Origin of the sequence: Sorangium sp. So ce426 (assembly GCF_051475585.1) — a bacterium.
GTDB classification, from domain to species: Bacteria; Myxococcota_A; Polyangia; order Polyangiales; family Polyangiaceae; genus Sorangium; species Sorangium cellulosum_B.
The window spans coordinates 5,713,248-5,736,170 of record NZ_CP150341.1; the positions used below are offsets into that span (position 1 = coordinate 5,713,248).

At 71.8% G+C, this 22,923-nt stretch carries 19 protein-coding genes; 6 read left to right on the forward strand and 13 right to left on the reverse strand.

Annotated features, from left to right (window positions below; translation table 11 throughout):
* Positions 1 to 284 precede the first annotated feature (284 nt).
* From WMF44_RS21250 to WMF44_RS21260, 3 genes are all read left to right on the forward strand, one after another.
* Positions 285 to 1,991 (forward strand): Fic family protein, encoded by a 1,707-nt coding sequence (locus WMF44_RS21250; protein ID WP_437300930.1) that lies wholly within the window; start codon positions 285 to 287, stop codon positions 1,989 to 1,991.
* Positions 1,992 to 2,145: 154 nt separating this feature from the next.
* A complete protein-coding gene (gene nth / locus WMF44_RS21255; protein ID WP_437300931.1) occupies positions 2,146 to 2,784 on the forward strand; it encodes an endonuclease III in 639 nt (212 codons plus the stop codon).
* Positions 2,785 to 2,940: 156 nt separating this feature from the next.
* A complete protein-coding gene (locus WMF44_RS21260; protein ID WP_437300932.1) occupies positions 2,941 to 3,222 on the forward strand; it encodes a hypothetical protein in 282 nt (93 codons plus the stop codon).
* 51 nt (positions 3,223 to 3,273) lie between these two features.
* On the opposite strand, the gene meaB is transcribed toward WMF44_RS21260, so the two are convergent.
* From meaB to WMF44_RS21275, 3 genes are all read right to left on the reverse strand, one after another.
* Positions 3,274 to 4,350 carry a methylmalonyl Co-A mutase-associated GTPase MeaB gene (meaB, locus tag WMF44_RS21265; RefSeq protein WP_437300933.1) on the reverse strand — a complete coding sequence of 359 codons (1,077 nt, stop codon included), beginning with the start codon at positions 4,348 to 4,350 and terminating at the stop codon, positions 3,274 to 3,276.
* A gap of 67 nt (positions 4,351 to 4,417) precedes the next feature.
* The gene (locus WMF44_RS21270) at positions 4,418 to 4,714 is read right to left on the reverse strand and encodes a hypothetical protein (RefSeq protein ID WP_437300934.1); all 297 of its coding nucleotides are present in this window, start codon (positions 4,712 to 4,714) and stop codon (positions 4,418 to 4,420) included.
* 62 nt (positions 4,715 to 4,776) lie between these two features.
* Entirely contained in the window at positions 4,777 to 5,571 is a 795-nt protein-coding gene (locus WMF44_RS21275; RefSeq protein WP_437300935.1) for an arginyltransferase, read from the reverse strand.
* Positions 5,572 to 5,942: 371 nt separating this feature from the next.
* Between WMF44_RS21275 and yhbY the strand changes: the two genes are divergently transcribed.
* Positions 5,943 to 6,245 carry a ribosome assembly RNA-binding protein YhbY gene (gene yhbY / locus WMF44_RS21280; protein WP_012236550.1) on the forward strand — a complete coding sequence of 101 codons (303 nt, stop codon included), beginning with the start codon at positions 5,943 to 5,945 and terminating at the stop codon, positions 6,243 to 6,245.
* A gap of 130 nt (positions 6,246 to 6,375) precedes the next feature.
* Here the strand turns inward: yhbY and WMF44_RS21285 are convergent, their stop codons facing one another.
* The 5 genes from WMF44_RS21285 to WMF44_RS21305 all read right to left on the reverse strand — a co-directional run bounded on the left by WMF44_RS21285 (position 6,376) and on the right by WMF44_RS21305 (position 13,172).
* Positions 6,376 to 10,200, reverse strand: a complete 3,825-nt coding sequence (locus tag WMF44_RS21285; protein WP_437300936.1) for an FAD-dependent oxidoreductase — start codon at positions 10,198 to 10,200, stop codon at positions 6,376 to 6,378.
* 219 nt (positions 10,201 to 10,419) lie between these two features.
* Positions 10,420 to 11,766, reverse strand: coding sequence for an acetyl-CoA carboxylase biotin carboxylase subunit (gene accC, locus WMF44_RS21290; protein WP_437300937.1), 1,347 nt, complete (start codon positions 11,764 to 11,766; stop codon positions 10,420 to 10,422).
* Between the two features lie 21 nt (positions 11,767 to 11,787).
* Positions 11,788 to 12,291 (reverse strand): acetyl-CoA carboxylase biotin carboxyl carrier protein, encoded by a 504-nt coding sequence (gene accB, locus WMF44_RS21295; protein ID WP_437300938.1) that lies wholly within the window; start codon positions 12,289 to 12,291, stop codon positions 11,788 to 11,790.
* Between the two features lie 57 nt (positions 12,292 to 12,348).
* A complete protein-coding gene (locus WMF44_RS21300; RefSeq protein ID WP_437301589.1) occupies positions 12,349 to 12,816 on the reverse strand; it encodes a type II 3-dehydroquinate dehydratase in 468 nt (155 codons plus the stop codon).
* Positions 12,813 to 13,172: a roadblock/LC7 domain-containing protein gene (locus WMF44_RS21305; protein ID WP_437300939.1), complete on the reverse strand. Its 360-nt coding sequence runs from the start codon at positions 13,170 to 13,172 to the stop codon at positions 12,813 to 12,815. The genes WMF44_RS21300 and WMF44_RS21305 overlap by 4 nt, the downstream gene beginning before the upstream one ends.
* A 581-nt stretch (positions 13,173 to 13,753) precedes the next feature.
* Here WMF44_RS21305 and WMF44_RS21310 point away from each other — a divergent pair.
* Positions 13,754 to 15,640 (forward strand): aconitase family protein, encoded by a 1,887-nt coding sequence (locus tag WMF44_RS21310; protein ID WP_437300940.1) that lies wholly within the window; start codon positions 13,754 to 13,756, stop codon positions 15,638 to 15,640.
* A gap of 84 nt (positions 15,641 to 15,724) precedes the next feature.
* Here WMF44_RS21310 and WMF44_RS21315 read toward each other — a convergent pair whose 3' ends face one another.
* Both WMF44_RS21315 and WMF44_RS21320 read right to left on the reverse strand, forming a co-directional pair.
* Complete coding sequence (locus WMF44_RS21315) at positions 15,725 to 17,812, reverse strand: hypothetical protein (protein ID WP_437300941.1); 2,088 nt, start codon at positions 17,810 to 17,812, stop codon at positions 15,725 to 15,727.
* Between the two features lie 24 nt (positions 17,813 to 17,836).
* Positions 17,837 to 18,934, reverse strand: a complete 1,098-nt coding sequence (locus tag WMF44_RS21320) for a hypothetical protein (RefSeq protein WP_437300942.1) — start codon at positions 18,932 to 18,934, stop codon at positions 17,837 to 17,839.
* A gap of 192 nt (positions 18,935 to 19,126) precedes the next feature.
* On the opposite strand from WMF44_RS21320, the gene WMF44_RS21325 reads away from it, so the two are divergent.
* Entirely contained in the window at positions 19,127 to 20,554 is a 1,428-nt protein-coding gene (locus WMF44_RS21325) for a sulfatase (protein ID WP_437300943.1), read from the forward strand.
* Between the two features lie 40 nt (positions 20,555 to 20,594).
* Here WMF44_RS21325 and WMF44_RS21330 read toward each other — a convergent pair whose 3' ends face one another.
* From WMF44_RS21330 to WMF44_RS21340, 3 genes are all read right to left on the reverse strand, one after another.
* Positions 20,595 to 21,560: a hypothetical protein gene (locus tag WMF44_RS21330; RefSeq protein ID WP_437300944.1), complete on the reverse strand. Its 966-nt coding sequence runs from the start codon at positions 21,558 to 21,560 to the stop codon at positions 20,595 to 20,597.
* Between the two features lie 65 nt (positions 21,561 to 21,625).
* Complete coding sequence (locus WMF44_RS21335; protein WP_437300945.1) at positions 21,626 to 22,036, reverse strand: hypothetical protein; 411 nt, start codon at positions 22,034 to 22,036, stop codon at positions 21,626 to 21,628.
* Positions 22,033 to 22,710: a hypothetical protein gene (locus tag WMF44_RS21340; protein ID WP_437300946.1), complete on the reverse strand. Its 678-nt coding sequence runs from the start codon at positions 22,708 to 22,710 to the stop codon at positions 22,033 to 22,035. Before WMF44_RS21340 ends, WMF44_RS21335 begins: the two co-directional genes overlap by 4 nt.
* Positions 22,711 to 22,923: the final 213 nt, after the last annotated feature.

Sequence of the window (22,923 nt, forward strand, 5' to 3'; positions counted from 1 at the left end):
GGCTGCTGGCCGGCATTAGGCCTTTTCGATCGTATGTTAGCTCGCCGCAGCGTGGCAGCGGGCAGCCTGAGCGATTGTGTGAAAGCACGCCCATGGCGGCAAAGAAGACCCGAAAAACTTCGAAAAAAGACCGGAAGAGAGCGACCAAGGCCAGCGCGGCGAGCTCGAGGCGAGCAGCCTCGACAGCGCGGACGCGGAAGGCAAAGCCTGCCGCCCGCTCAGCCGCGCGCAAGCCGAAGCGGAAGGCCGCGTCCTCTCGTCCTGCTGCGCGACGCACCGCTGCCGTGAAGGCGGCAAAGCGCCGGAAAACCACGACAAAACGGGCGACCGCCCGCAAGTCGGCGGCCCCGGCGCGGCGCAAGGCGGCGCGCGCACCGGCGCGGGCAACCCGTACGGGCGCGAGGAAGAAAGCGGCGGTCGGGAGGGCGAAGAAGGCCACCCGCGCGGCCGCGAAGCGAACGAGCGCTTCCAAGGCGAAGAAGGCCGCGGCCAGGACGAAGACCAGGTCGACGCGCACCGCCGCCAAGCTCAGGACCACCAAGGCCAGGGCGAAGGCCAGGGCGACGAAGGTCAAGGCGAGGGCGGCGAAGGCCAAGGCGACGCGGGCGAAGACGGCGAGGACCAAGGCCACGAAGGCCAGGGTGACCCGCGCCAGGGTCGCAAAGCCGAGGGCCGCGAAGGCCAGGACCGCGAAGACCAGGGCGGTCGCCGGGCGGGCGCGGAAGGCGAAGGCCGCGAAGACGAAGGTCGCGCGGGTCAAGGCCACCAAGCCGAGGCTCGCGCGGGTCAAGGCCGCCAAGCCGAGGCTCGTCAGGCGAAAGATCGCCGCGCGCTCCGAGCGGGCGATCGCGGCGCCGGCGGAGCCGACGAAGCTCCGCAAGAAGCTGAAGCTGAGGCTCGACGATCAGCCGAAGCCCAAGGAGAAGCTGAAGCTCAAGGAGAAGCTGAAGCTCAAGGACGTCAGGGAGCAGGCCGCGCCGGGCGAGGCCGAGCGACCGCGCCGGGCGAGCGACAGGCCTTCGCGCACGAGCGACAGGCCGTCGCGCACGAGCGACAGGCCGTCGCGCACGAGCGACAAGCCGGTCGTCGACAAGAAGAGCGCGCGGCCGGGCGTGGCGAAGGGGAAGAGCGCGGGGGTGTCGATCGAGCGCCGTCCGGGTCGCGTCCCGCTCCGGGAGGCGCCGCGGGTGGTCACCCTGCCGCTGCCGATGCTGCCGCCGCCTCGGCGCGCCACCATCGAGGAGCGCAGCGCGATCATCGAGCAGCGGTTGAGCGCGCAGTCGGAGGACTTCCGGCGGCGCTACATCGACAGCCTCGATATGTCGTGGATTTACCACGACAGCGCGCTCGAAGGGGTGGTCTACACGTTCGACGAGCTGCGCGCGGCCCTCGCCGGCCCGGCGCCGCTCGTGACGGACTCGAGCCTTCAGCCGACGTACGATGACATCCGGCGGCACAAGGAGGCCATCGCGTACGTGCGCGAGCAGGGCGAGAACAAGCGGGCCCCGCTCACGCTCGACTGCATGAAGAAGCTGTACCTGATCCTCCATCCGGAGGAGGGGGATCTCAAGACGGTGAAATACCGCAAGGACATCCCCCAGCACCGGCTCTACTTCCACGAGTACGCTCCGCCGGACAAGATCGCCTACAAGGTGCGTCAGATCATCGACTGGCTGAACGACCCCGAGACGCGGAAGACGCGGAACGGCATCCGGATCGCTGCGCGCGCGCACTACGATCTGCTGCGGGTCTACCCGTTCCCGAACGACAGCGGCAAGGTCGCGAGGCTGTTCATGAACATGCTGCTGCTCCGCACGGGCCTGCCTCCGTCGATCATCCACTCGACCGAGCGGCAGCGCTACTACGAGGCGCTGAAGGGCTCGGCGACGACGGTGCTGCAGATGGTGCAAGAGTCGGTGGAGAACGCGCTCGCGAGCGTCGAGAAGCTCCTCGATGAGCATGAGACGCGGAAGCGCGCCTTCGTCAGCTGAAACGGCAGAGGGCGGTCGCGCGCGAGGCCTCGTCCCGACGGGGCGAGGCGCGCGCCGGCCGCCCGCGTCCGTCGCTGTCGATCCCGCAGACCGACATCGCGACGAGGGCGCAGCGCCGAGCACGCCTCCGGCCACCTTCGCGCGGCTGCGCGCGTTGCACCCGGACGCCCACTGCGAGCTGGATCATCGATCCTCGTTCGAGCTCCTCGTCGCGACGGTGCTCAGCGCCCAGACGACGGACGTGCTGGTCAACAAGGTGACACCCCACCTGTTCGGCGCGTATCCCGACGCCCGCGCCCTCGCCAGCGCCGATGCCGCCGAGGTGGGCGCGCTCCTCAAGCGGCTCGGGATGGGCATGTTCAACCAGAAGGGGAAGAACATCGTGGGGCTCGCGCGAGGCCTCATCGAGCGGCACGGCGGCGAGGTGCCGAGGACGCTCGCCGAGCTCGTGAAGCTGCCTGGCGTCGGGCGCAAGACGGCGAACGTGGTGCTCGGCGTCGCCTTCGGAGCGCCGGAGGGCGTCGTTGTCGATACCCACGTGCAGCGCCTGTCGCAGCGGCTCGGGTGGACGGCCAGCGACAAGCCAGAGCAGATCGAGCGCGACCTCGTGGCGCTCTTCCCGCGGCGCGACTGGGATATGCTGTCCCATACGCTGATCTTTCACGGCCGCCGGATCTGCTTCGCGAGGAAGCCCGCGTGCGGAGGCTGCGGGATCAGCGACGCGTGCCCGAGCGCGTTCCGCGCAGAGAACGTGGGGCGCAAGCCGCCACGGCGCCGCGGCGCCGCGCCCTGAGCGAACGCCGCGCCGCGCGCAAAGTGGGTGTCGAGCGCACCGGCGGAAGGTGGGAAGCGGGCGAACGCGGCACACCGTCGCTCGGCGCCCAGCGCGCTGTTTATCGCGCTGGAGCAGAGGACGCGGGATAACCTTGGGCCAATGAAGGCTCCGCACATGATCCTCGCCCTTGCCTGCCTCGTCACCCCCGCGTGCAGCCCTCTGGAGGACGATCTCTGCGACTACAAGTGCGACTGCGAGGGGTGCAGCGACCGCGAGTACGGCGACTGCCTCGATCGCTACGATGACAGGTACGTGGACGCCGACCGCCGCGGCTGCGTCGATCAGTACGACGCTCTCCTGGCGTGCGAGGACGACACCGGGATCTGCAACCGCGACGACAAGTGGAGTACGTCCTGTAAACCCGAGAAAGACGCGCTGGATCGCTGCATCGACTAGCGCTGCCGCGCGGTCGACCTGAGCCGGCCGCCCCGGCCTCCTGGCCGCCGCTCAGGTCCCGCCGCCGGGCGCGACGGCGGCGCCAGGCGTGACGGCGCCAGCGCTGCGGAAGGCCGCGACGAGCCGCTCCGACGCCGTGTAGGGGTCGACCTCGCGCCGCGCGACGGCATGCACCGCGGCCTCGAGCGCGGGACCGAGCGCGGCGACCGCGGCGTCGGTGAGCGCGTCGCGGAGCTGCACGTGCATCGCCTCGCGCAGGCGCTCCTCCCGGCGCGCAGCGCCGGCCTCGGTCCCGAACAGCCACGCCCGGTGCCCCTCGAGCTTGTCCACGAGCGCCGCCACGCCCTCGTTGCGTGTGGCCACGGTCCGCGCGATCACGGGCTCCCACGGACCTTCGACGGGCTCGCCGCCTGGAGAGGGCGCCCTCTGCGCGCGGGCGTGGAGCGCCGCGGCGCTGTGCCCGCGCGCCCGTCCGGAGGCCGCGGCCACCTCGCCGCCGAGCGCGATCATGAGCTCCAGATCGCGCACCGCCGCGTCGGCCCCGTCCCGGTCGGCCTTGTTCACGGCGAAGACGTCGGCGCACTCCAGGATGCCCGCCTTGATCGCCTGCACCTCGTCGCCCATCCCCGGCGCGGCGACGACCAGGGTCGTGTGCGCCATCCGGGTGATCTCGAGCTCGTCCTGCCCGACGCCGACGGTCTCGACCACCACGACGTCCGCGCCCCAGGCGTCGAGCACCCGCACGACGTCCACCACCGAGCGCGACAGCCCGCCGAGCGCGCCACGGGTCGCCAGCGACCGGATGAACACGTCGGGATCGCCGAAATGGGCCTGCATGCGGATGCGGTCGCCGAGGATCGCGCCGCCGGTGAACGGGCTCGTGGGATCGACCGCCACCACGGCGACCCGGCGACCCTGCCCCCGGAACACGCCGATCAGCCGATCGGTGAGCGTGCTCTTGCCTGCCCCCGGGTTCCCCGTCACGCCGAGGACCCAGGCGCGGCCGGTGTGGGGGAAGAGATCCTTCAGGATCACGGCATAGTCGCCGGCGCGGTCGTCGGCGAGCCGGCAGGCCCGCGCCGTCGCGCGCATGTCGCGGGCGAGGACCTTGTCTGCGATCGGATGCACGCGAGCGGCTTAGGCCCGGCGATGCCGGAACACAACCGGCCCGCGGGCAACGCGGCGCCGGGCTACCCTACCCTGCCCCGCCGCCGGTGCCGCCGCCGCCGCCGGTGCCGCCGCCGCCGCCGGTGCCGCCGCCGCCGCCGGTGCCGCCACCTCCGGCCGCACCGTCGCCGCCGGCCGCGCCGCCGCCGGCCGCGCCGCCGCCGGCCTCACCGCCGCCTGCTCCGCCCTCCCCGCCTGCCGACGAGCCGGCGCCCCCGGCGCCGCCGGCGGCGGTGTCGAAGATCGGCCTCGTGTCGCCGCACGCGACGACGAAGAGAGCCGAGAGCACAGCGCACGAGGTGAAAGCGAGAGCGCGATTCCACATGGGTACGTCCTTGCCACGAGACACCGAGCGGCGCGCTCGCGAAATCGAGCGGCGTGCTCCTGTCACGGCGCCGCAGGCGGCTGCCGCTCGAAGCGCCGCCAGCGGCCATCGATGAGCCGCTCGTGCGGCAGGTACTGGGCCTTGTAGACCAGCCGCGAGCAGCGCTCGACGTAAAGGCCGAGGTACAGGTACCGGAGGCCCCAGGAACGGCACAGCTCGAGCTGCTTCAGGATCGAGAAGACACCGGGGCTCAGCGGCTCCAGCTCGGGCTCATAGAAGGAATAGACCGCGGACAGCGAATCCTGCCCCCGATCCACGACGGCGACCCCGACGAGACGGCCGCCGACGCGATAGCGCATCTCGAACGTCTCGCAGCAGCTGTCCACGAGGAACGCCTCGTACCCCTCGGCGCCGAGCGGACCGTCGTCGCGCATCAACCCCCGGCCGTGCTTGTGCCGGTTGTACAGGATGATCTTCTCGCGCGTGGTCACGGGCGGGCCGATCTCGACGTCCACCACCCGCTCTCCACGGCGGAGCACCCGGCGTTGCGTGCGGCCCGGGACGAAGTCACGAACGACGATCCGGATCGGCTCGCACGCGCGGCAGGAGGGGCACTGGGTGCGGTAGAGCAGCTTGCCATGGCGGCGGTTGCCCGCGACGAGCCGCTGGTCGAACTCCGCGCGCGTGAGCGGACGGATGGGCACGCGCAGCGGCATCCGCGCCTCGGCTTCAGGCAGGTACGGACAGGGGCTCACCTCGTCATGGACCGTGAGCTCGATCGGGTCCGCCCCCTCATCCAGCCGAGGGAGCTCGGCGTCCTGCCCCGCTACCGCATCTCGCTCGCTCGATGAGCCCATGTCGGTGTCGACCCGAGCGCTCGATCCCCCGTCGAGCCGCTGGCCGCCAGATCAAGGGGATGCCTGTTGCACGGCCACGTCAAGCAAAACCCAGAGCGCCCGGGCCCTCTGTGAGCTCCGCCCGCTTGCGCCGCGCTGGCCTTTGTCGCACATCCACCCATGCAAACCCACGTTCACCCCACGTATGCTGCATGCTCCGGTTCACCGGCGCTGGAGCTTGAGCGATTCACGCGTCGTGCGAAGAGCCCGAGCGGCGCGCCCTTTTCGCTTGGCCCGGAGGCCGGTATGACCGCGCGCGCGACCGCGACGGGGACGTCCCTCGACCATCGAGCGCCCGAATCGCGCGACCGCCTCAAGAAAGGCCGAACGCTTTGGATCTGACAGGAAAGCAGCGCCGCCACCTCCGCGCGCTGGGGCATCACCTCGACCCGGTCGTGCAGCTCGGCAAGGCCGGCCTGACCGACGGCGTCGTCGCGGCCGTCGACGCCGCTTTGGAGCGGCACGAGCTCGTGAAGGTACGCCTGGGCACCGAGTGCCCGGACGAGCTGGACGACGTCGCCGACACCCTCTCCGAGCGGCTCCGCGCCGCCGTCGCGCAGACGCTGGGGCGGACGATCCTGCTGTACCGGCGCCACCCCAAGGAGCCGAAGATCAAGCTGCCCGCGGGCAGCTGACCGCGAACGGCCGCGCGCGGCCGCGCCCCCCTGCGCGGCCTCGGGCGCCTCGAGTCGACGAGCCGCTGCCGAGGCCGCCTTCCCACGTTCCACGGCGGCGAGGCCTCGGGTCGCCGAGGCCCGAGCCGCGTCAGACGTGCCGGAGCGTGGGGCGCTCGGCCAGCAGGTGATCGAGCCAGGCGTTCGACAGCTTCTCCTGCACCGTGTTGGCCCGGAGCCTCGCGGCGAGGTTCTTGAAGTCGACGTGGTCGATGAGCTGGTCCTGGTTGAAGCACGAGAAGACCAGCGTCTCCTTGCCCGTCTCCGGGTCCACGTGCCGCTGGAGGCACTGCGCGCAGACCTCCTTCATCATGCACTGCATCGGCGAGTTGATGCTCGCGATGCCCACGTGCTTCGGATCCAGGTGCGGCGCCAGCACGCCGTGCCGCGCCTCGCGCACGGCGTTCATCATCTTGTCCGAGCCGATCGCGATGATGCGACGGACCTCCGAGAGGGCCGCCAGCTCGCCGCCGAGCTGGCGCTCGGCGTAGGCCCTCATCGCCTGGACGATGTTGCCGCGGAAGTGGCGGTCGGTCTCGCGCCGCGGGGGGATCTCGGCGCCGCCGTCCGTGCACCAGACGACCTGGTCGGTCGCCACCTCGATCTCGTCCTGCTTGAAGAGATCCTCGCCTCGCCGGTAGCCGGCGAAGTAGATCACGCGATCGCCGCGCGCCTTCAGCGCCTTCGCGATCGAGAACAGGACGGCGTTGCCGAGCCCGCCGCCGGCGAGCAGCACGGTCTCGCCCTCGGGGATGTCCGTGGGCGTCCCGGTCGGCCCCATCACGACGACCTCCTCGCCCGGGCGCAGCGCGGCGAGCAGGCGGGAGGACGCGCCCATCTCGAGCGCGATGAGCGACAAGAGCCCCTTCTCCTTGTCGACCCACGCGCCCGTGAGCGCGAGGCCCTCCATCGCGAGCCGCGTGCCGCGGATCACGGGCGAGCGCACCTCGTAGTTCTGCAGGCGGTAGAACTGCCCGGGCTCGAACTTCCGCGCCGCCGCGGGCGCACGCACGACGACCTCGACGATCGTCGGCGTGAGCCGCTGGACCCGCTCGACCACCGCGCCGAGGTCGTGATCGAGGCGGGCGAAGAGGTCGCGCCGCCGCGCGTCGCGCGCGGCCTGCGGCTCCTCGCCGAGCCGGGCGATGTCGTTGCGGAACAGCGCGACGACGGACGGGTACGCGTCCTTGGCGCTCGCCATCGCCTTCACGACGCTCCCCGCGTAGTGGGGGTGGTTGTCGCCGTAGAAGCTCACCGCGTGCTCGCCGTCGTTGTAGCTCGTGAAGAAGCCCTCCCTCGCCTTGGCCGGCTCCACCTTGAGCGCGCCGCCCTCGTCGACGTAGGCGCGGTGCGGCTGGAAGAACTGCCGCCACTTGTCGAACACGAACGAGCCCGGGCGCTCCTTCTCGTACGTGACGTTCGGGCTCGTCCCGGCCGCGACGCACACGGTGCGGGCGGGGATCGAGACCGCCTGCCCGGCGCTCCGCCACTTGCCGTCGACGATCTCCTGCCGATCGAAGACGAGCGAGGAGACGCACCCGCGCTCGTCGAGCACCGCCTCGACCGGGGCGAGGTTCTCGACGTAGCGGATCCCCTCCTCGAGCGACTTGGCGACCTCCTCGTGGTTCAGCCGGTACGCCGGCGAGTCGATGAGCCGCTTCCGGTAGACCAGCGAGACGCCTCCCCACGCGTCGATCAGGCCCTGGAAGCGCGGCGGGCGCCCCTCGCGCGCGGCGCGCGCGCGCTCGTCGCGGATCTCCTCCGCGTGGCGCCGCTGCTCGGCCAGGAACTCCCGCTCCTCCTCGTCGAACATCGCGAGGACGGCGGCCTCTCCGCGCTCCGCCACCAGCGCGTCGAGCCGGTCGGCCGTCTTCTCGGCCTGCACGACGTAGTACGCGGCGAGCTCCGTCGCTGTGTCGATCGCCGTGAGGCCGCCGCCGATCACCACCGCCGGCAGGCGCACCTGGAGGTTCGCGAGCGCCGAGCGCTTGTAGGCCCCGGCCAGCTGGAGCGCCATCAGGAAGTCCGACGCCTTGCGGATGCCGCGCGCGAGGTTGTTCTTGAGCGGGATGATCGTCGGACGCCCCGCGCCCGCCGCGATCGCGACGTGGTGGAACCCGAGCCGGAAGGCGTCGTCGAGATCGATCGTCCCGCCGAACCGCACGCCGCCGTAGATCCGGAGCAGCCGCTGCCGGGCCAGCGTGACGTACAGGACGGTGAGGAAGTTCTTGTCCCATCGCACCGTGATCCCGTACTCGCTCACCCCGCCGAAGCCGAGGAGGACGCGCTCGTCGAGCTCCGTGTAGAGCCGCTTGAAATCCTTGACCGGGCGCGGCGGGCGCGACTCGTCGCCCGTGAGCTCGACAGGCAGCGGCTCGATCTTCAGCCCGTCGATCGCCACGCACGCGAAGCCCTGCCGCGTGAGGTGGTGCGACAGCGTGTAGCCGGCCGGGCCGAGGCCGACGACGAGCACGTTCTTGCCGTTGTACGGGAGCGCGTGCGGCCGCAGCGCGTCGAGCGGGTTCCAGCGCGTGAGGAACCCGTAGATCTCGAGGCCCCACGGGAGGGACAGCACGTCCGTGAGCGCCGCGGTCTCGATCTGCGGGATGTCCACCGGCTCCTGCTTCTGGAAGACGCACGCCTTCATGCAGTCGTTGCAGATGCGGTGGCCGGTGCCGGGGCACATCGGGTTGTCGAGGCAGACGAGCGCGAGCGCGGCGATCGACTCGCCCCGCCCTCGCATGGTGTGCATCTCGCTGATCTTCTCGTCGAGCGGGCAGCCGTTCAGCTCGACGCCGAGCGGGTTCGCCTTGATCGCCCCGGTCTTGTTGTCCCGCAGGCCCTTCGAGCACGAGTCCTTGTCGCGATCGTGGCAGAAGAGGCAGTAGTCGACCTGGCTCTCGACCTCGCGGGGCGGCGCGCGACGGTCCGTCAGCGCAAAGCCGTCGCGCTCCCTCCGCTCGTGCTCGGGGCCGACGAGGAGCTCGGCGGAGCCCGGGCTGCCGTTCGCGCCCTTCCTCTGCAGCTGGACGAGCTCCTGGTAGTCGAGCGTGCGCGGCGCCTTCAGCGTCGGCCAGCGCCGCGCCGGATCGTGCTCGTCCGCGCGGCGCGCCGCGAGCCACGCCTCGACGGCGTCGAGCGCGAGCGCCACGACCGCGCCGTCCTCGGCCTCCGTCGGCTCCGCGCCAGCGACCGCCGCCGCCGGCGCCACCCCCTCGGCGAGCGCCGGGTCCTCCCGCAGCGCAGCGCGAACCTTCGCCGCCCGCTCGCGGAGCTCGTCCGTCCACCTCGCGCCGCCGGCCTTCGCGGCCTTGCGCGCGATCTCGTCGACCTCGATCAGGGCGAGCGTCGCGCGCGCGATCGCGAGCTCCTCCGCGGCGGAGCCGCCGTCGAGCACGCTCGCAGGCGCGCCCATGGCCGCGAGCGACCGCCGCGCCGCGTGCGCCGCCTCGACGTGCGTGCCCCGCCACGCCTTCCCCGGGTTCGGCTTGAACAGGCGCTTCTTCGAGAACTCGCGCTTGAAGTCCCAGAGCGCGCTCCGCTCGAGGGTCGCGTCGATCTGCGCCTGCGTCTCCCGCTCGACCCGAAAGAGCATCGCCACGAAGCGGCCGACGTGGGGCGCCGCCGCGAGGAGCGCCTCGGAGACCTGCTCCGGCGTGAGCGCGGGCCGGCCCGCGCCGGCGCCGTCCGCCTGCGCCGCGCGCAGCGAGGTCCGGTACGCGTCGAAGCGCGCGTAGGCACCTTCGTCTGCTGCGTGGAAATACGCCTCGAACCGCTCCGTCAGCTCGGCGAGCTTCGCGGGGTCGAAGAGATCGGCGTAGCCGAAACCAGGGAGCCCGAGCTCGAGCTCGGAGGCATCGGAGGTCGCCTGCACCCACGAAGAGAAGTCAGCCTGCACTCCAGCGTTCGCTTCCATACCCGCGGCAAATGCTTTCTAGTTCAAGGGGTTCGCTCACCCGACGAGGGCTTGCCCACGCAGCCTCGAGAGCGACGTAAAGTAGCACCAGGTCGCACGTTCGACCTGGTGCTCGAGCAACATTCAATCGAGCTCGCCCTGCGCTGGTCAGCGCGTCGAGCACGCGAGCACGCAACCGCTGCGCGCTCATCGACACGTCAACCGCGCCGGTGCGTCGCGTCAGAACCCCTGCGAGACGACGCGCTCGATCGTATGCGTGGAGATGTTGCCGGCGACGACCTCTGGATCACGCAGCAGCGCCTGGTGCAGCGGGATGTTCGTGCGGATGCCGCCGATGATGAACTCGTCGAGCGCGCACCGGAGCCTGGCGATCGCCTCGGCCCGGTTCGCGCCGTGCGCGATCACCTTGGCCACCAGCGAATCGTAGGAGCTGGGAACGCGGAAACCGCCGTACACGCCGGAATCGACGCGGATCCCGACGCCGCCGGGCGAGTGGTACTCCGTGATGAGGCCCGGCCACGGCACGAACGAGCGCGCATCCTCGGCGTTGATCCGGCACTCGATGGCGTGGCCCCGGAAGCTCCACGGCCGCGTGTCGGGCAGCGAGAGGCGCTCGCCTGCAGCGGCGAGGATCTGCTGCGCGACGAGATCGACGCCGGTCACCATCTCGGTGACGGGGTGCTCGACCTGGACGCGGGTGTTCATCTCCATGAAGAAGAGCTCGCCTCGCTCATCCATCAGGAACTCGAGCGTGCCCAGGCCGGTGTAGCCGGTCTCGAGGATCGCAGCGCGGAGGATGTCGCCCATCCGGGAGCGCTTCTCGTTGTCCATCGCCGGGCTGGGCGACTCTTCCATCACCTTCTGGTGCCGGCGCTGGAGCGAGCACTCGCGCTCGCCGAGCGTCCACACGCCCCCGTGCTGGTCCGCGAGCACCTGGAACTCGATGTGGCGCGGCGCCTCGACGTAGCGCTCGAGGTAGACGTCCGGGTTCTTGAAGCCGCTCAGGGCCTCCTGCGTCGCGATCTCGAACGAGCGCTGCACCTCGCTGGCCTCGCGGACGATGCGCATGCCCCTGCCGCCGCCGCCGCCGGAGGCCTTCAGGATCACCGGATAACCGACGCGCTCGGCCTGCTCGGCCGCGTCCGCGGCGCTCTTGAGCACGCCCGTGCCGCTGAGCATGGGGATGCCGAAGCGCTTGGCGACCTCGCGCGCGGACACCTTGTCGCCCCAGGTCCGCATCGCCTCCGCGGTCGGCCCGATGAAGGTGAGGCGGCACTTCTTGCAGAGCTCGGCGAACTTCGCGTTCTCCGAGAGGAACCCGTAGCCCGGGTGGATCGCGTCGGCGCCCGTGACCTCCGCCGCCGCGATGATCTGCGGGATGTTGAGGTAGCTCTTCGACGCCTCGGCCGGACCGACGCACACGGCCTCGTCCGCGAACCGGACGTGCAGCGCCGCGGCGTCCGCCTCGGAGTGGATGGCTACCGTGCGGATGCCGAGCAGGCGGCAGGCGCGGATGACACGCATCGCGATCTCGCCGCGATTGGCGATCAGGATCTTCTGGAACACGGCACCCTCGCCCGGGCAGCGCTAGCTGCGCCGCACCTTGAAGAGACGCTGCCCGAACTCGACCGGCTTGCCGTTGTCGACGAGGATCTCGACGATCGTGCCCGGAGAGTCCGCCTCGATCTCGTTCATCAGCTTCATCGCCTCGATGATGCAGAGCGCCTGACCCACGCGGATCGCGCTGCCCACATCGACGAACGGGGGCGCATCGGGCGACGGCGATCGGTAGAACGTGCCGACGAACGGCGACGTCACATAGGAGATCCCCTCGTCGCTCGCCGCCTCCGCAGGCGCGGCAGGGGCCGCCGGCGCGGGCGCGGCGGCCGGCGCAGGTGCCGCCGGCGGCGCGACCGGCGCGCTGTGGATCTGGAAGGCGGCGGGCGCGAGGTGCGGCGCCGCGCCCTGCGGGATGACGCCTCCGCGCGTGAGGCGAATGCGAACGTGTTCGTCCTCGAACTCGAAGTCGCTCACGTTGCGCTTCTCTAAGATGCGTACCAGCGCCCGCAACTGCTTGAGGTTGATGTTCATGGAAGGACGTTCGGCCATCGATGTTTGCCGCCTTTCAACCAGAGTGACGGCGCATGTTCAACCTCTTTCGTCGGATCGCAGCTTCTCCAGATGCCCGATCAGCCCGATCAGCCCGAGGACGTACGAGCTCGGACCGAAGCCCGCGACGCGCGCCATGCACGCAGGCGCGATGCGGGAGCGACGGCGGAACGGCTCACGCCCGTCCGGGTTGGAGATGTGCACCTCGACGGTAGGAAGCGCGCTCGCGCGGATCGCGTCATAGAGCGCGATGGAGGTGTGCGTGTAGGCACCGGCGTTGAGGAGGATGCCGTGGAAGCCGCGATCGCCAGCGTGGCTGATCGCGGTCACGAGCTCTCCCTCGCAGTTCGATTGCATGCACGACACCGAGGCGCCGCGGGCCTTCGCGGCCTCCTCGACGGCGCGGTGAACGTCATCCAGCGTGGCCGTGCCGTAGATCGCTGGCTCGCGCTTGCCCAGTCGATCGAGGTTCGGCCCGGAGATGACCGAGATGCTGAAGCCGCTCAGGCGAGCTCCTTCAGCAGCACCGGCACCTTGGTGCGCAGGAGGTACCGGGCCTTGCCGATGTTCGCGTCGGGCGCCATCGAGAAGGCCACGAAGTACGAGTTGTTCACGACGCGGATCAGGGTGGTTACCTTCTCCGCCTGGATCGCGATCTCGGCGGCGTTGCCCGCGTCGAGCATCTCGGCGGCGCGCTGGATCGACTTCAACACGACGCTGAACTCAGCGCCGATGGTGGTGATGTCGAACGCGGCCCCCGGCTTGGAGTAGCTGTCGACCGGGATCCCCTCGAAATCCATGAGAAGGGTCGCGATGCCGCCCTCGGTGTTCTCTACGACTTCCTTCAGCACGGCCTGGAACATGCGCCGAGATTACCCAAGCGCGGCACGATCGGGAAAACAAACGAACCTGGCCCGGCATCTCGCGCCGCAGCCCGGGAGAGCGGGCGCTCTTCCTGGTCGCCCGACCCGCTCGGCCGCGCGCGGCCAGGCCGATGGCGACCGGGCGCGCGCGGCAGCGTCGGCCGCGAGAGCTCGCACCGGCCGCCTGCCATCGTGGACCAGCGCGACAGGCGCAAGCGACGCAACCGACGCAACCGACGCAACCGACGCAACCGACGCAACCGACGCGACAGACGAAGCGCGGCGAAACGTTGGACCGGGCGGGCGCTTTGCCTCTTGCATCCTGGTCCCAGCCGGGCGATTCCCGCCCCTGGGGGCCCGCTCCAAAGCACGCCTTGACCCTCGTCCAGGCGAGCGGCTAACGTGCGGCCGTTCTTTCGCCTCGCGGCAAGGTCCGGAGGCGGATCCCACCGGCGCGTCTCGCCGGGGGGCCGACGTCAAACGTGGTCGGGAGCGGCGTGCGCCGCATCCGCCATCTCATCAAGAAAAACAAGGACGGCCCAACATCTATGCGTGCTCGAGCCGGGGATCCCCCCCGCACGATGCCCCAGAAGATCCTCGCCGGGCGGGCGACGGATCCTCAGCTGCGCGGTGATCTCGTCCAGGTCAAGGTCGACCAGGTGATCCTCTCCAGGGCGCCGTCGCGCGCGCTGGCCGAGGCCATCGCCACGGGCATGAAGAAGACGCCGGTCGAGGTCGCCGTCGCCTACGACGGCACCTGCGTGGCCGACGCGAGCTCGCTCGCGGATATCGACGAGGGCAGCCCGCACTCGGTGTCGCCCGAGTTCCCGACCTACAACATCCCGATCGCGCGGCCCGGCATCGGCTTCCCTGCGCCCGTCCACCTGGAGCGCTTCGCGGCGCCGGCGCGGCTCGCCCTCACGGACGACCCGCGCCTCACGACGGTCGGCGGCATCGGCATGCTGTCGCTCGTCGTCTCGCCGAGCCAGCTCGGGCAGGCGCTCGCCACGGGCTCGGTCTGGCTCCGGCCGCCGCGCAGCGTGCAGATCCACCTCTCGGGCCGGGTGCGGCCGTTCGTCTGCGCGCGGGACGTCGCCCTCGAGCTGCTCCGCAGGAACCTCGACGAGGTGGTGCGCCGCATCGAAGGCGAGCACCACGCGCCGGTGATCCTCGAGTTCGCCGGGCCGAGCGCGCGCCTCCTCTCCGTGGGCGACCGCGCGGTGCTCTGCGGCATCGCGCCGCAGGTCGGCGCGGCGGCGGCGCTGTTCGTGAGCGACGAGAAGACGGAGGTCTTCCTCCGCGATCAGCGCAGGTCGAAGGCCCACCGCGCGCTCGTGCCGGACCCGGGCGCGCCGTGCGAGGAGGTCGTCTCGATCGATCTCGGCACGGTCGATCCGCTCCTCATGGACGAGGAGGGCGTGGTCCGGCCCGTCCGCGATCTCGCCGGCAAGCCCGTGGCGCAGGTCGTCCTCGGGGGCGACTCCGGCGTGACGTTGCGCGACATGCTCGCGGCGGCGCTGCTGCTCAAGTCGAAGCGCGTCCCGTCGCGGCTCGACCTGCTCGTCGCGCCGCCGTCGCGGCAGGTGCTCGAGGTGCTCGCGCAGTCGGGCGCGCTCGTCGATCTCGTCGCGACGGGCGCGCGCATCGTCGAGCCGGACAGGCGCGTCGTCACGTCGGAGATCTACCCGCCGCCGCCCGGCAGCCTGTCGCTGCGCACCGCGGATCCGGAGCCGCGCATCGCCGGGGCGCCGTCGTTCGTCGTGGCCTCGGCGGAGACGCTGGCCTACGCGGTGGCCACGGGCGCGGTCGGCGATCCGCGGTCGTTCAAGCGGCCGGTGCGGGTGACCGTGCCGCGGGCGCTGCCGACCGACGACGTGCTGATCCTCCGCGACAAGAAGGGGGAGCAGGTGAGCACGAAGAAGCCGCCGCCGGCGCCCGCGGCGGTGCCGTGGAAGGGGCCGCTGACGCTCGACGTGCTCGCCGGCGTGCCGAAGGTGAACGGGCACGCGGCGGTCGGGGCGCGCGGGCGCGCCGCCCCTGCGCCGGTCGAGGCGCCCGCGGCGGCCGCCGCGGACCAAGAGGGGCCGGCCGCGCCGGCGGAGGGCAAGCCGGCCGACGGCGTGGCGCTCGTCCTGTCGACGCTCGACGAGGTGCGGGCGGTCGCGGAGCGCGCGACCGATCTCTCGACGGTGCGCGCGGTGGTCGCGCCCTTCGTCCCGAGCACCGCGGTGTCGGCGTTCGCGAGCGAGGGGATCGCCACGTTCCTCGTCGGCACGGAGGCCCTCGGCAGCATCAAGGACCAGAAGAGCGTGGAGCTCCCCGCCCCCGCGCAGTGGGGCGATCGCGTCGCGGCGATCTTCGGGAGCGAGCGCGTCGAGGTGGCCTGGCTCGCGACCGGCATGGAGCGGAGCTGGACCCATGCAGGCACCGTGCGGCAGCCGCCCAGCGCGGGCAAACCAGCGAGGTAGCCGGGTCGAGATCCCGGTGGCGAGGCCGCCCCCGCAGGAGCGGGGGCGCCTTCCACCGGGAGCCGGGGAGCCGGACAGCAGCGCTCAGGGAGCCGCGCGCACGGGGGCCAGCGGGGCGAGGAGCTTGATCTCGTTCGTGAGGTCGCGGAAGCGGATCTGCTGCTCGTTGATCTGCATCTCGAGGACGATGACGCGCTTCGTGATCTCGTCGAGGCGCGCCGACGCCTTCGCGAGCCGATCCGTGAGGTCGCGGCGGAGCTCGTCGGCGGTCTTGTTCTTCTCGATGGCCCTGAGGTTCTGGCGGAGCTCGTGGCTCTGCTGCTCGAGGCGCTGCTGCTCGGCGAGGATCCTGTCGCGCTCGTCGATCGCCGGGCGGAGCTTGCCCCGGATGTCCCAGGCCTGGCCGAGCTGCTTGGCCACGGCCGCGTCGGCGCGCGGGTCCTTCATGTAGCCTTGCACCGCGTCGTCGGCGAGCTGGTCGAGCCAGTCGATCTGCTGCCGGAAGAGCCGCCGCTCGTCGACGTCGAGCACCGCCGTCCCCCGGCGCGGCACGTCGATCGGCACGAGCGCGCTGCCCGTGCCGACGTTGTCCTCCGTGCCCTTCGGCGGCGCGTGCAGGCGCGTCCCGTGCAAGCGGGGGTGCTTCACGAGCGTCCTCGCCGCGAGGTCGGCGCCGTTGCGGACGGCGTACTTCGTGTGCGTGACCCAGTCGCGCTCGATCTCGAGCGCGCCACCCTCGATCTTCGCGAGGCGCGCGCCCTCCGCGTTCTCCTCGCGCGTCGTATCGACGGCGAGGCCCCGCTCCAGCGCGAACGGCACCGTCGTCGTGGCCCCCGGCGGCAGCGGCTCGACCATGCCCTGGCCCAGGAACGCGCCGTTCTCGAAGACGGCGATGGGGCCGCGCTCCAGCAGCCCCTTCGTGTCGTTCGTGAAGCGCGCCACCCGGAACGGGTGAGAGCTCGACGCGGGCACGCCGCCGTCGGGCGCGAAAAGGAAGATCGACTCGCCGGGGACCTGCCGGGCCAGGAGCAGGACCATCGTCGCGCTCTTGTCGGGGATGTCGACAGGGAACGGGATGTCGTAGCGGGTCGTGCCCGCCTCCATCGCGACCGCGGCGAGCGCGCTCATGTTGCGCGGCGGAGAGGGGTTCATCGCCATGGGCGGCGGCGCCGCCGCCGGCGCGGCCCGCTTCAGCTGCGGCCCCGCGTGTTGCCCGCCGGCGCGCGCCTCTTCGCGGTCGCTCAGCCTCACGCTCGGCTTCGCGGCGGGCACCGTGGCAGTCGCGCTCCGCCTCGCGGACCGCAGATTGGCGCCGCCCTTCTCCATCTGGGCCTCGACCTCGTCGGCGAACGCGTACTCCTCGGAGGCGTCGCCCGGCGCCGCGGGCGCAGGCGCGACGGGCGGCGGCGGCGGCGGCGCGGCCTCGGTGGCCAGCGTCGTCTCGCTCGTCGGCACGGACGCGATCACCTCGCCCTGGTCGCTGACGACGGGGCGCGGCGGGATCGCCGCCTGGTCGAGCGTCGCCTGGAACGCGAGCGGCGCGCCCGCCACGAGCGACAGCTTCACCCCCTTCCAGTCCTCGCCCGAGAGGTTCTGCACGATGCCCCACGCCTGGAGGTGCGCCTGCTTCGAGCCCGCGGGCGGCGCTGCGCCCTGCGCCCCGCCCGCCCCCATCACGAGCCGGTACGACGGCCTCCACACAGGCGTCTCCGCCACGTAGCCGACCACGAGATCGTGCTCCCGGCCGTCGAGGGTGAGCTTCACCTGCTCGTGCTCGTCGTCGCGCTCCTTCTTCCCCGCCGCCGCGCCCTTGTCCTTCGGCGGCGGCACGGTCGTCACGTCGGGCCCGAGCTCATCCGGCGCCTCGTCCTCGCCGGATCCGTCGTCGACCTCCACCGGGAACGACGCGCTCCGGACGCTGCTGCCGCCGGCCTCGATGACCGCGAGCGTCGCGAGGAAGTCGCCGACCTTCTCCTTGCGGACCCGGAAGGTCACCTGATCGGCGTCGATGAGCCCACGACGCTCGAAATAAGCGACGCCGTTCCTGTAGATGACCACGCGCCGCAGCGCGAGCCCCGAGGCGTCCACATCGGGGCCGCGCGCGCAGCCGGCGAGCAGCGTGAGAGCGAGGAGCAGGCCGGAGCCCGCTCGCGCGACGTCGTACCGTCTCATGAATGTCCCTGGGTTTCGCTTGCGTCAGCTGTCGGAGGGCGCCGCCGAGGCGCGACGCCAGTCGGGCGGCAGGTCGAGAAAACCCTCGTTGCAGAGGAACTCGTAGAGCCCCTCGCAGACCTCGCCGCAGATCATGCTGAAGAGGTGGGGATCGGTGATGAAGAGGATCGTCTCGTCGCGCTCGGCGCCCGCTGTATCGGCGAGCTGGGCGACCAGCTCGTCCTCGGCGAAGCCGACGAGCATCACCATGAGGTGGCGCTCGAACGCGGCGCGGAAGCGAGGGAACGCCTCGCTCGTCACCTTGTACGAGTACGCCCTGCCCTCGAACGTCCGCGCGTCCTGCACGACCCGCGCGGAGATCTCGCCGAGGCTCTGGGCGAGCTGCACGCTGAAGAAGTCGACGAGCACGGCGTGCACCACCGACACGATACGCCTGAGCTCGCTGGATCGGCGCGCGAGGAAGGCGTCCTGCATGTCCTTCGTCAGCTTCGCGAGCAGCTCGAACGACTGCTCCCGCGCGTCCTCGGAGGCGAACTCGAAGCCGTCGAGCTCGGCCTCGATCCGGTTCTTGTAGCGGGTCAGCACGTAGAACAGCGCCTGCTCGCCGTGGTGGATCACCTTCGGCGCGCCGTCGCGGCCGCGCGTCTTCTCGTGGAGCTCGGACTGGAAGAACAGGCGGGCGAGGTTCCTGTGGATCTTCTTGAGCCGGCGCTCGACGAGCAGCGAGATGCCGTCCTCGCGGATGACCCGCTCGAGCAGGGCGCAGAGGGTCTTTTCGTGCGCGTCGCGGATCGCGTCGCGGTTCTTCGCCCCGCGATCCGCGGCGCCCGCCGACGCCTGGATCACCTTCAGCTGGGCGACGACCTGCGCGGTGACGGCGTCGAGCTCGGGGTTGGTCTCGAGATCGGCGCGGTAGTGGACGATGCGGGCCTGCATCTGCTCCTCGAGCAGGCCGAGCGCCATCTCGGTGATGTGGTCCTTCAGCGCCTGGCTGACGTGCTCGCCGACGCGCCGCGGCGCGTCGGGTGGGAGCGGCCTCGGCGGCTCCTGCGCCGGCCTCCCCCCCGGTTGCGATCGGCCCGAGGGCGGCAGCGGCGGAGGGTTGCGAGGGACCGGGGCCATGACCCGACAGCATAGCGGAACTCGCCCGTGGTGTGCGGTTTTGGCGGCGCGGCGCGAGTCGGACGTGGTGTGCGGTTTTGGCGGAGCGGCGCGAGTCGGAGTAAGACGGCGGCCATGCACACGCCCGCTTCACCTATGTGCGCCAGGGGACCGGAAGGCCCTCGGGCGCCCTCCTCGCCGGCCCTCTCGTCCATGGCGCTCCCGCGCCTGGATCACCGGCGCCTCGCGGCGGCGCGCCTCGCGGCGGCGCTCGCGCTCGCGCTCGCCAGCGCCGGGGCGGGCTGCTCTCGCGACGGCGACGGCCAGCCGCCGCCCGCGCGCACGCCGGAGCCCGCGGCGCGGCAGGAGCCCGCCGCGGCGGCGCCGGCCGCCACGGCAGAGGGCGCCGGGACGACCGTCGCGACGGACAGGAAGGACGGCGCCGCGGCGGCGCCGGCAGCGCAGCCCGAGAGGCTGAACGTCCTCGTTGTCTCGATCGACAGCCTGCGCGCGGACATGCCGTGGAACGGGTACGAGCGCGACATCGCGCCCGTGCTCACCGCGTTCGAGAAGAAGGCGGTCAGCTACACGCGCCACTACGCGATCTCGTCGTACACATCGATGAGCGTCGGCGGCTTCCTCGCCGGCCGGTACCCGAGCGAGGTCGATCGCAGCGGCTACTTCTTCGGCAACTACCCCGACAGCGTGCTCATGTTCCCGGAGCTCCTGCAGAAGGCCGGGGTGCGGACGATGAGCGCGCACGCGCACTTCTACTTCGACCAGAAGGCGGGCTTCCGTCAGGGCTTCGACGTGTACGAGATCGTGCCGGGGCTCTCGGCCGACAACACGACCGACCGGAACGTCACGAGCCCTGGGCACCTCGAGCTCGCGATGAAGATGCTCTCCGACAAGGCGAACACCGCTGGCACCTTCTTCGCGTACTTCCATTTCCTCGATCCGCACGACGTGTACATGACGCACGAGGGGATCCCGACGTTCGGCAAGCGCGCGCGCGACAAGTACGACGGGGAGGTCAGGTTCACGGACATGCACGTGGGCAAGCTGCTCGACTTCGTGGCGCAGCAGCCGTGGGCCAAGGACACGGCGATCATCGTGACCGCGGACCACGGCGAGGCGTTCGGCGAGCACAAGATGTACCGCCACGGCTTCGAGGTGTGGGACGTGCTCACCCACGTGCCGCTGATGATCCAGGCGCCCGGGATCACCCCGCGCCGGATCGACGTGCCTCGCAGCTCGATCGACCTGGCGCCGACGATCCTGGAGCTGACCGGCGCGCCGGCAGAGCCGTCCTTCCCGGGCAAGAGCCTCGTGCCCGAGCTCCACGGCGCGACGCCGGAGCCCCGCGACGTCATCGTCGATCTTCCGCGCACGAGCGACAACGACCGGCGCAGGGCGCTCATCCACGGGCAGTACAAGCTCATCGCGTACGGCGACGACGACGCGTTCGACCTCTTCGACGTCGTCGCAGATCCGGGGGAGACGAAGGATCTCAAGCGAACGCAGGCGCCGGTCTTCGAGGAGATGAAGGCGCTCTACAAGGAGCGCTCCGCGGCCATCAAGGACGTGTGCCCGAAGAACACGGCGAAGCTCAAGGGGAAGAAGACCAACAAGCGGTGCTAGCGCGCGGAGCGCCGCGCGCCGGCGCCGCCGAGGACCAGCGCTAGCGCGCCGGCGGGGCGACGGTGAGCGTCACGACATCGTCCTCGCCCTCCTCGATCCCGGCGCGCGCCACGAGGCGGGCGCCTTCGCACTCGAGGTGGAGGACGACGGGCGCCACCGCCTGCCGGCCGCACGACGGATCGCCCGAGACGCGCGCCGCGAAGGCGCTGCGCGCGAGCTCGACCGCCAGGGCGATGCCTCCGATGCGGCCCATCGCGTCGTCCGGGGCGACCTCGCGCGCCGAGCGCGCCTCCTCGAGGCGCGTGAAGAGCGCAGGCCCGCCGATCGCGACCTCGATCGGGCGGCCCGCCGCGTCCTCGAGGACGGCGACCTCGATCTCCGCCTGACGGGGCGCGCTCTCGCCCTCGGCCGTCACGACGAACCAGAGCGGGATCCGCTTCGCGCAGACCGCCGCGCCCGGGCCCGCGCGCTCGTCGGCGGGCGCGCAGCGGGGGGGCGGGAGCGCCAGGCTGAACGGGACGATCACCTCCGCCGGCGCCTCTGCGAGGGGCCGCCCCCACGCCCCCCTGTCCAGGAACCGGCGCAGCCACGCGGTGACCTCCTCGCCGACCCGCGCGCGATCCGCGCGCTGCGTCGCGAGCTGCGCCTCCGTCTCCTGAGCGGCGCGCGAGAGGACGTCGCCGGCGCTGCGCTCGCGGACGAGCTCGCGCAGCCGGTGGGTCGCCTCATCGCGGAACGCGCCCCTGGGCAGCGTCGCGAGGTACGCGGTGAGGCCCGCGGCCGTCCTGCGCTTCGCCGCGTAGTAGATCGGCTCGGCCCGCGCGAGGTACGCGCGCACCTCGCCGGCGAAGGCCCCGCGCGGATGGCGCTCCAGGTAGGCCGACGCCGCCGAGAGCCGCCCCTCGAAGGTCCTCGACACGCGCGTCGCCCGGTACGCCGCGTAGTCGTCGTAGCTCGCCAGGAGCGCCGGCTTCGAGGCGCACCCGGACAGGACCGCGACGAGCACCGCGAACGAGAAGCTCCGAGCGGAAGTCGCAAGGCGTCGGCCGGAAGCGACTGCGCCACGCCCGCTCATGGCGCCTCTTCCAGTGGGCAAAAATTGCACTCGGTCGGGGTCGACGCGCCTTCGTCGGCCATGTGGCCGCGGTACTCGTCGCAGCTCGCGAACTTGAGCTTGTGCAGGCACACCTCGCCGTCGTGGACCAGCGGATAGCAGCCGGCCGGGAGCTCCGGCGCAGCCTCGAAGGCGCAGGCGGCGTCGCAGGCGCGCGTGCGCAGGCCGCACTCGTCGCACCGGGCGCAGTCGATCTGCGCCTTCAGCGCGAAGAACTTGTACGGGTCGAGCTCCTCCGGCGCCTGCCCGCAGCTGCCGATGTCGCCGACCACCGGCGCGATGCCCACGAAGAGCAGCAGCGCCGCCACGCCGGCGATCTCCTTCGCCCGGGGGCGCCCGCCTCGACGCTCGCGCTCCGGCAAGCTCATGGCAGGAGCTCGTGATCGATCATGAGCCCGAGCTGCGCCGAGACGACGGGGTAGACGGTGTACGCCGCGTCGTACGTCGCGGCGCCATAGAAGAGATCCCCGACGATCTCGCCCGAGAGCGCGACGCCCGCGAGCAGGGAATACCCGAGCCCCAGGGCGAGCTCGCCTCCCACGTTCACGTCGGGCTCGATCAGGATCGCCGCGCCGAGCCGCCCGTACCCGAGCACGCGCGAGAGGCCGCGGTAAGCGACGAAGTAGCTCGGCGTGAGCGACTCCTGCGGGACGCCGCCGACGGCGACCGAGAAGCGCAGCGCCCCGCCGTGCTGAACGCCGTCGGCCGGCCCCAGCGCGAGCGCGACCCCGAGATCGAGGTACCCCGCGGTGAGCGAGAGCGACTCCGCCGTCTCGCCGAGCTGCGTCTGCAGGCGGTAGGGGTTGTTGAACCGGATCCCCTTCCCCATCGCGACGGTCGACACGACCCGCCCCGCCGTCCCCGGTGGCCGCGCGAGCGCGCGGTACGCATCGAGCTCGGCGCCGCCGCGATCCTCGCCTGGCAACGGCGCCACGTCCCCCTCGGCGCCGCGGTCTGCGGCGGGCTGGGCCGCGGCAGCGCGCCCCGAGGATGCCCCGAGCAGAACCGCCACCAGCGCGAGCCCGGTCCGGAGTTCCAGCATGGCCACGAGCCTTCTACCCCGAGGCAGCGCCCGCTGGCACGCTCAATTGCGTCCCGGCCGCGCGCCGCGCGAGCCGCTCCGCGGCATCGCCGGCCGGCGACGGCGCCGCGCGCCCCCGGCATGGCGCTCGCCACCGCTGCGTATCCGCCCGCTTCACCTGCGGACCGGACCCTGCATGGTGAGACCACCGTGAGCAATTCAAGCACCCGAGGC